Source organism: Mycobacterium sp. 1164985.4, from assembly GCF_001668575.1.
Classification (GTDB): Bacteria; Actinomycetota; Actinomycetes; order Mycobacteriales; family Mycobacteriaceae; genus Mycobacterium.
The window spans coordinates 31,460-40,357 of record NZ_LZMD01000018.1 but is presented as its reverse complement, the minus strand read 5'-3'; the positions used below and the strand labels follow the sequence as shown (position 1 = coordinate 40,357).

The following is an 8,898-nucleotide window of genomic DNA, read 5'->3' as shown; positions in this document are numbered from 1 at the left end:
TCGAGGCCTCATCCACCTCGCGATACGTCCACGACCGACCCGCCCACCGCAACGCCACCGCCTCCGGCGACCGCGCCGCCTGCGCAGCAAACACCCCCGGAATCGACACCGACCCCGACCCCGACCGGGTCAACGCCGCCCGATTACCCCACTCCTGCAAACCGGCGCGCTCGGACTCATCGAGCAACTCGATCAACGACAACCGCCGCGACGGATCAGCGATCAGGGCCGCCAACAGCCGACTCAACCGCTCCGCCAAATCCGCAACACCGAAATTCGACAACGGCTGCCCATCGCCGGCCGTACTCAGGAAAAGATCATCACCGGCACTCAAGAAGACCAGCCCGAAACCGTCGGCGACGGGGTCGGGGTTCATGAACGACGCCGATGCCTCGGCGGCGCCGAAAGCAAGGGTAAATCGCGACGGAAGGAAATTGACGCTCACTCTACCGGCCGACTGCAGTGCCGCACGGGCGCGACCTGTGCGTTCGAGGGCGTGCACCGGGAAACGCTGGTGCTGCAGCGCTTCCCGGATCCGGGTATCCACATGTTCACAGAAATCGGCGACCGCGGCCTCCGGCGACACAGTCAACACCAGCGGCACCACCCCGGCCACCATCCCCGGAAGCGTCTTCGATTCCGGACGTACCCGCCTGTTGACCGGGAAGTCCAGCACCACCTCCGAGTCACCGGCACACCACCCACGCACCAACAGCGCGCACGCCGCAGTGATCACCGACGAACGCGGCACATTCCTCAACCGGCAGAACTCGTCAACCCGACGAAGGATCGCAGGGTCCAGGCGCACCGGCTCAGACGGCCAAAATGGATCACGCTCAACCCCAGCACGTGGTAGCCGATGAGGCGGATCGCTCTGCGCGGGAAGATTTTCGCTCCAATAAGCTCGGTCGTTCTCGTATTCGGCGGAGGCTTCGTATTCCAACTCACAGTCGACCAAGTCCTGCAGCGAGCCAAAAAAGCCAGCCGGAATAGGCGCTCCGGCTACGATCGCGGAGTAGAGGGCTGCCACCCTATGCCCGGTCAGCGCAAGGCCGGACGCATCGACAACGATGTGATGGCAGCACGAGAACAAATAAAATTCATCGGGCTGAGTCTGGAATAGCACGAATTTGAATAGCGGGCCCGAAAGCGGCATTGGCTCACGTTGAATCGACACCGCGATCTCACGGGCTTCCTGTACCGGATCGCCGGCCGCCCTCAGATCATGAAAAGCCAGCTCGACATTCGAATAATCGACCACCCGCTGCAGGACCTGGCCGTCCACCTCGAAAAAAGCCGCCCTCAGCGGTTCGGCCTCCGTGACCGCCCTGTGGATCGCCCACTCCAAAGCATCCCGTTGCACTGGGCCATTGATTCTCACCAATAGCCCTAGTTGCCACTGGTTTCCAGGCTGACCAGTTTCCTGGGCGAGCCAAATGTCGAGCTGACCGCGAGTTACGGGCATTGCCCGAGCAGCCGCGTCGAGCTGCCCAGATTTCAGCTGAACTTCCCCGTCATCAAATTTCATGGATTTCCCCCCGGGCCCTACGATTAGTCGTTAGAAGTCCGGTCCGCTGCCAACCTCTCGCGCAGACTCTTCGGCCGAATATCAGGCCAGTTCTGCTCGATGTAGTCCAAACACGCCGCCCGGTCCGCTTCGCCGTAAACGACCCGCCAGCCGGCCGGAACATCGGCGAAAGTCGGCCACAGGCTGTGTTGCTCCTCGTCGTTGACCAAGACGTAAAACGTGCCGTTGTCATCGTCGAACGGATTGACGCTCACAAGTTCTCCAGACCAGAAGTCGACATGAGTGGAACCGCTCCAAACCATACTGAAGCCGAACACGGTCAGTCCGGCGTTTCGGCAAAGTTTCTTGTATGACTGGTCGACGCAGACCAGCAAAGCGGTTCAGCAAATTCGGCGGCGGCCTCCGATCAACGGCGCAATACCACGATCCCCAGGAGAACTATGCATTCTCCAGCTACCGCAGGTAGGCGAGCAAACGTCGCCGTGGTGGGAAAACATACCCGAAAGGGACGCCGCTTTGAGCTAGGGCGGCAAAGGTTAACAGCGCTTTCCCAGCCTCGACCGGTCCGGTTTGCCGGGATACTCGATTTCATACCGCATCGAAGGGTCTTCGCCCCGCATCGACACGGCGCTACTCGATCAGCGCCGTCCGATCAATGCTGGCGATCGGCGCTACCTCTGGGAATACGAATCGGAGCGGTGTCTGCTTGCGACAACGGATCGGCCTGTCGGCTTGGCGGCAGCGCACTGATCGGCCGCGGACGCACTCGCGTCGGCCACCAGAACCAGCGTCCGAGCAACGCTGCGATCGAGGGTGTCATGAACGCACGCACTACCAACGTATCGAACAACAGACCAAGACCGATGGTGGACCCTACTTGGCCAATGATTCGCAGGTCGCTAACCACCATTGACATCATGGTGAAGGCGAAGACCAAACCTGCATTCGTCACAACCTTGCCGGTCCCACCCATAGCCCGAATGATGCCGGTGTTCAACCCGGCGCCTATCTCTTCCTTCATGCGGGAGACCAGCAACAGGTTGTAATCGGATCCCACCGCCAAAAGGATGATCACGGACATCGCCAACACAAGCCAGTGCAGGTTGATGCCGAGAATATGCTGCCAGATGAGCACGGAAAGCCCGAAGGACGCACCCAGCGATAGCGCCACCGTCCCCACGATGACGAGTGCGGCGACAAGGCTTCGCGTCATGATCAGCATGATGACGAGAATGAGGCAGAGGGCAGCGACGACCGCGATCAACAAATCGTAGGTGGCGCCGTCCCTCATGTCCTTGTACGTAGCTGCCGTGCCTCCAAGGGAGATCTTCGCATTCTGCAAGGGGGTGGTCTTCAGCGCCTCTTCGGCCGCGGTCCTTATGGCATCGACGCGCGCGAGGGCCTCGGGCGTGCCGGGCTCACCTCTCAGCGAGATCATCAAACGCATTGCCTTCCCGTCCGGTGAGAGGAACAGGTTCATGGCGCGCTTGAAGTCCTCGTTCTCGAAAACCTCCGGAGGCAGGTAGAAGGAATCGTCGTTTTTGGCGGCATCGAAGGCCCTGCCCATCGCCATTGCGTTTTCGCTCGCTTCTTGCATCTGCCCAATCATGCCGGTCATGGTGCTGTGCATGGTCAGCATCATCGTCCGCATGACTGACATCGTCGCGATCATCGGCGGGAACTGCTCGAGTAGTTGAGGCATGATCACGTCGAGATGATCGAGATTAGTGATGAGTTCACGCATCACGACGCTGATGCGGTCGACGCCATCGATTGTGTCGAAAATCGATCTGATCGCCCAGCACAGCGGAATATTGAAGCAATGCGGTTCCCAGTACAGGTAATTGCGGATCGGCCTCCAGAAGTCATCGAAATCCGCTACGTGATCCCGCATTTCGTTCAAAGTGTCTTCCAACTCATGCGTGGAGGCGATCATGCGATGAGTAATGTCGTTCAGCCGCTTCGTCAGTTCGAATTGTTTCCGCATTATGTCTTGCATTCGCGCCAAATCGTCGGCCTGTTTGAGCATCAGGTCCGCCTGCTTCTGCTGGAACGGCAACATTTGCACCATACTGGCTTGCTGCATACTCATCAGGAACGGTATCGAAGTTCGTTCAATGGGATTGCCCTCTGGCCGGGTTATACCCTGTACCCGCGAAATGCCGGGCACGGCAAATACGGCCTTCGCTACTTTGTGCAGCACCAGAAAATCTGCCGGATTACGCATGTCGTGATCGGCCTCGACCATGAGTATTTCGGGCATCATTCTTGACTGAGGAAAATGACGCTCGGCGGCGGCATATCCCACATTTGCCGAGATGTCCTGTGGCACATAAAGTCGATCGTTGTAGCTACTCCGGTACCCCGGCAATGCCAGGAGACCGACGAGGGCGAGCGCGAATGTCGCGACGAGAATGGGGCCCGGCCATCGAACGATCGCCGTACCCACCCGCCGCCATCGTCGGACTGCGATTTTCCGTTTTGGCTCAAACAGCCCGAACCTGCTGCCGACGGCGATTCCGGCCGGTATCAGCGTGACAGCCACGACGACAACCATGAGCATGCCCAGGGCGCCGGGGACGCCCAGCGTCTGGAAGTAGGGCAGTCGCGTGAAGCTCAGGCAGAAAATCGCTCCGGCAATGGTCAATCCGGAACCCAACACCACCTTGGCGACGCTGCTGTACGTGGTGTAGAAGGCCGTCACCCGGTCCTCGCCGGCCTGACGGGCCTCGTGATAGCGCCCGAAGAAGAAGATCCCGTAGTCGGTCCCCGCTGCGATTCCCAGCGAGACCAGGAGGTTGACGGCGAACGTAGAAAGTCCGATGAATTCGTGATCAGCGAGGAATGCGACAACACCCCGAGCCACCTGTACCTGAATCCCGACCATGAGCAGTAGGGAAACGACGGTGACGACCGAGCGGTACACGAAAAGCAACATCGTCAAGATCACCGCAACGGTGACCACGGTGATCTTGAGCATCGACTGGTCGCCGGCGGCGTTCATATCCGCCATCAGCGGCGCAGGCCCCGTCACATAGGCAGTGACCCCTGGTGGCGGTTCGATCTTCCCGACGATGTCCCGGATCGCTCGCACGGATTCGTTGGCCAAGGACTCGCCCTGGTCACCCGCGAGGTTGACTTGAACATACGTGGCTTTGCCGTCGCCGCTTTCTGCCCCGGGCGCAGTAAGGGGATCCCCCCAGAAATCCTGCACGTGATTCACGTGCTTTGTATCCGCTCTCAGCTGACGAATCAACTCGTCGTAGTACGCGTGGGCGTCGGCGCCGAGCGGTTCCTGCCCTTCCAGGACGACCATTGCAAAGCTGTCGGAATCGGATTCCTGGAAAACCTGGCCCATGTGCCTCATGGCCTGGTACGACGGGGCATCCTCCGGAACCTGCGATACAGATTGTTCTCGCCCGACTTGTTCCAGCGACGGCACGGCGAAGAACAGGATCGCAGTGATCGCCAACCAGCCGATGATGATCGGCACCGACAACAGATGTACCGCCCGCGGAAGGAATCGCGGACCGTTCCTCACCTGGTGGGTACTCATGCGGCCTTCATCAGGCAGGGCGCCAGGTCCTCAACAGCGGACATGAAGCTCTCCGCTGTAACCCCACCATCGACGTGAATGCGGCCAGCCGATGTGATCACTATTACCCGCGTTCCTGACGCTGCAGCAGCGAACTCACCAGCGGGCGGTTTCCGAACCGCCGAGCCACACTTTCGGGTCGGGGGTGCACGCGCTGCGGCCACCAGAACCAGCGCCCGAGTAACGCGGCGATCGACGGCGTCATGAATGCGCGAACAACCAACGTGTCGAACAACAGACCCAACCCGATGGTGGAACCGACTTGGCCCATCGTGCGCAAGTCGCTCACCAACAGCGCGAACATGGTCGCCGCGAACACCAGCCCCGCGGCCGTCACCACCGCGCCGGTACCGGCCATGGCCCGGATGATGCCGGTATTCAAACCAGCGCCGATTTCCTCTTTAATGCGGGCGACCAGCAGAAGGTTGTAATCCGAACCCACGGCCAATAGGACGATGACCGACATCGCGAGGACGACCCAGTGTATTTGAATACCAAGTATGTGCTGCCATATCAGTACCGACAACCCGAAGGCTGTGCCCAAAGAGAGCGCGACGGTACCCACGATCACTAACGCAGCCACGAGGCTTCGCGTCATGATCAACATGATTATGAGGACGAGGCACAGCGCAGAGACGCCCGCTATCAAGAGGTCATATGTCGAGCCCTCGACCAGATCTTTCGACATCGCCGCGGTGCCGCCGAGGGAAAGCCGGGCATTCTCCAGCGGAGTTCCCTTCAGCGCCTCCTCCGCGGCGCTCCTAATCGGCTCGACCCGTGCGATGCCCTCGGGCGAGGCGGGATCCCCACGGTGCGATATGAGCAAGCGCGCCGCCTTCCCGTCATCTGACAGGAAGATGTCCATGACCCTCTTGAAATCCTCATTCTTGAAGACGTCCGGGGGTATGTAGAAGGAGTCGTCATTTTTCGCGGCGTCGAAAGCCTTGCCCATGGCCGTGGAATTCTCGGTTCCCTCGCCCATCTGCCCGAGCATTCCGGACATGGTGCTGTGCATCGTCAGCATCATGGTCCGTGTGCTTTCCATGGTCGCGATCATCGGCGGGAACTGCGCAATGAGCTGCGGCATGAGCGCATCCAACTGATCGAGATTCGTGACCAGGTCGCGCATCTGAAGAGTTATCTTGTCAATGCCGTCGATCACGTCAAATATCGATCGGAGCGACCAACAAATAGGGATGTTGAAGCAGTGCGGCTCCCAGTAAAAGTAATTGCGGATCGGCCGGAACCAGTCGTCGAAGTCCGAAATGTGATCGCGCAGTTCATTCGTGATGTCTTCGAGTTCGTGCGTAGTGCCGACCATGCGATGAGTGGTGTTGTAAAGCTCCTGCATCAAGCCGTACATGCGCTGCATCAGGCTTATCGTTCGACCCATTTCCTCGGCCTGCACCAGCATGTCGTCCATGCGATTTTCCTGGAAAGGCAGGTTCTGAACCTGACTCGCTTGGCTCATGCTCATTATGGAAGGGATCGTCGTATGTTCGAGCGGCTCTCCCGCGGGTCTCGTTGGGGCCTGCACCCGGGAAACTCCGGGAACGGCGAGTATGCCCTTGGCAAGTTTGTTCAGCACAAGGAAGTCGGCCGAATTGCGCATATCATGATCTGCCTCAACAAGCAGAATGTCCGGCGTCATCATGAGTGACCCAGGAAAGTGACGCTTCGCGGCATCGAAACCCTGATTGGCGGGAATATCCTTGGGAATGCTGTCAATATCGTTATAGCTGGGTCGATATCCCGGCAGCGCCAAGAGCCCTACAAGTGCGAGCGCGAATGTCGCGACGAGAATTGGTCCCGGCCACCGTACGACGGCAGTGCCCACCCGCCGCCATCGACGGCCGACAACCTTCCGCTTCGGCTCGAACAGCCCAAATCGGCTGCCCAGGGCGATGACGGCAGGGATAAGCGTGAGTGCCACAGCGACCGCAACAAGGACACCGACAGCACCTGGAACGCCTAGGGGTCGGAAGTATGGCAGCCGGGTGAAGCTCAGACAGAACACCGCCCCGGCAATGGTCAAGCCAGAAGCCAGGACCACCTTGGCGACGCCGCGGTAGGTGATGTAGAAGGCCGTCAGCCGATCTTCGCCCTCCAGCCGCGCCTCCTGATACCGCCCGAAGAAGAAGATTCCGTAGTCGGTTCCGGCCGCAATGACGAGCGATACCAGCAAATTGACGACGAAGGTGGTGAGGCTGAGAAGCTCTTGATCGCCAAGGAAGGCAACGAACCCCCGGGCAACCTGTAATTGCAGTCCGACCATCAGCAGCGAGACGATTACGGTGACGATCGATCGGTACACGAGGAGCAGCATCAGGAAAATCACCGAGACGCTCACCACAGTGACCAACATGACCGTCCGGTTGCCACTTTCGCCCAAGTCTGCAACGAAGGCGGCCGGACCTGTGACATAAGCCGTGACGCCCGGGGGCGCCGGTGTGCGATCGACCATCTCCCGGACCGCTTCCACGGCGTCGTTCGACGAGCTCTGCCCCGCTTGACCGTTGAGATTCACTTGCACATACGCGGCTTTGCCGTCATCGCTTTGTGCGGCCTGCGCCGTGAGCGGATCGCCCCAGAAGTCTCGTACGTATTTGACGTGCGCGGTGTCGGCTTCCAGCTGACGGATGATGTCGTCGTAGTACGCATGCGCCGCATCGCCGAGGGGCTGCTCACCCTCCAGGACGATCATCGCCACACTGTCGGAATCGGCTTCGCCGAAGACCTCGCCCATGCGCTGCATCGCTTTGAACGACGGCGCATCGTCGGGAGTCAGCGTTATCGCGTGTTCTCTTTCGACCTGCTCGAGTGAGGGGACAGCGACACTCAGGATGACTGCCAGCGCGATCCATCCGAGGATGATGGGGACCGACAATCGGTGGATCATCCGCGCCACGAAGGACGGCCTTCGCTGCATCTGGGTGCTCATGCGGCTTTCACCATGCAGTAGGTCATCGCGTTGACGCCTTGGCTTGTTCTTTCGGCTTTGACTTCACCGTCCACAATGATGCGGCAGCCGATGCTTTGGCTCGTGCCTTGCGCGATGAGATTGCCGACAATTGCCGCTCCGGTGAGCTTATAGCTCGATGACCAGGGCAGACTGACCCCCTCGACATACTGGGGGTCGGCGTCGGCGTTGAAAAAGCTGATGTTCGCCACCGTTCCGGCGGGACCGAACACCTCGTATACCAGTTCCTTCGGGTCGTAGGCCTCTTGCTCTTCCTGCTCCGTATCGGCATAAGCGGGGCGGTTATCGGAGCCGAAAACGGTACGCAGACGTGACACAGTGAACCCGCCGGCCACGATCACCACGACGATGAGCAGCGGAATCCAGACCCGCTTCAAGACCCTAATAATCGCAGATCCCCTCCATCCGTCTCCATGCCCGGCGCTCGAACATGAAACTACACATCGCCGTGATGCACCAGAGGGCTGAGCCTGGGATGCAGCGAGCATCCAAGACCAGCCAACCGGCGCCCACCGCAAAGGTGCAGCACCTCGGGGAGCAAAACCCGATTGGACGAGTAAAGCATGCCGTCGGCCTCCGTAAGACATGGTTCCCGACGCGATACGGGATCGTAATGCATACCAGCTGCGTAAAGAAACAAAACTGAACTTACGCTGGGCCGAAGCCCCACGTGACGACAGTCGATCTTGACCCGCGGGCAACATGGCGTCCCCCACTCGGCCAGGAAGAGTCGAACCATCAACGTTCGGCGAAAATCAGGCAACAGTATCCAGCCACCCTGAGCAACCGAACCGT

The 8,898-nt window shown here is 59.8% G+C and carries 5 protein-coding genes; all 5 read right to left on the bottom strand.

Going from position 1 to position 8,898, the window contains the following annotated elements:
* Positions 1-1,528, bottom strand: a 1,528-nt coding sequence (locus A5650_RS02415; RefSeq protein WP_231992493.1) for a condensation domain-containing protein, incomplete at its 3' end; no start/stop codon positions are given.
* Between the two features lie 23 nt (positions 1,529-1,551).
* The gene (locus tag A5650_RS02410) at positions 1,552-1,782 is read right to left on the bottom strand and encodes an MbtH family protein (RefSeq protein ID WP_067285924.1); all 231 of its coding nucleotides are present in this window, start codon (positions 1,780-1,782) and stop codon (positions 1,552-1,554) included.
* A 398-nt stretch (positions 1,783-2,180) separates the two neighbouring features.
* Positions 2,181-5,084 carry an MMPL/RND family transporter gene (locus A5650_RS02405; protein ID WP_067285910.1) on the bottom strand — a complete coding sequence of 968 codons (2,904 nt, stop codon included), beginning with the start codon at positions 5,082-5,084 and terminating at the stop codon, positions 2,181-2,183.
* Positions 5,085-5,187: 103 nt separating this feature from the next.
* On the bottom strand, positions 5,188-8,064 hold the full coding sequence (locus A5650_RS02400; RefSeq protein WP_067285908.1) for an MMPL/RND family transporter: 2,877 nt from the start codon (positions 8,062-8,064) through the stop codon (positions 5,188-5,190).
* The gene (locus A5650_RS02395; RefSeq protein WP_067285906.1) at positions 8,061-8,480 is read right to left on the bottom strand and encodes an MmpS family transport accessory protein; all 420 of its coding nucleotides are present in this window, start codon (positions 8,478-8,480) and stop codon (positions 8,061-8,063) included. Before A5650_RS02395 ends, A5650_RS02400 begins: the two co-directional genes overlap by 4 nt.
* Between the last annotated feature and the right edge of the window lie 418 nt (positions 8,481-8,898).

Excerpts from the sequence above, each read along its gene's own strand:
- A5650_RS02405 (WP_067285910.1), bottom strand. The coding sequence starts at position 5,084 with ATGAGTACCCACCAGGTGAGGAACGGTCCGCGATTCCTTCCGCGGGCG.
- A5650_RS02400 (WP_067285908.1), bottom strand. The coding sequence starts at position 8,064 with ATGAGCACCCAGATGCAGCGAAGGCCGTCCTTCGTGGCGCGGATGATC.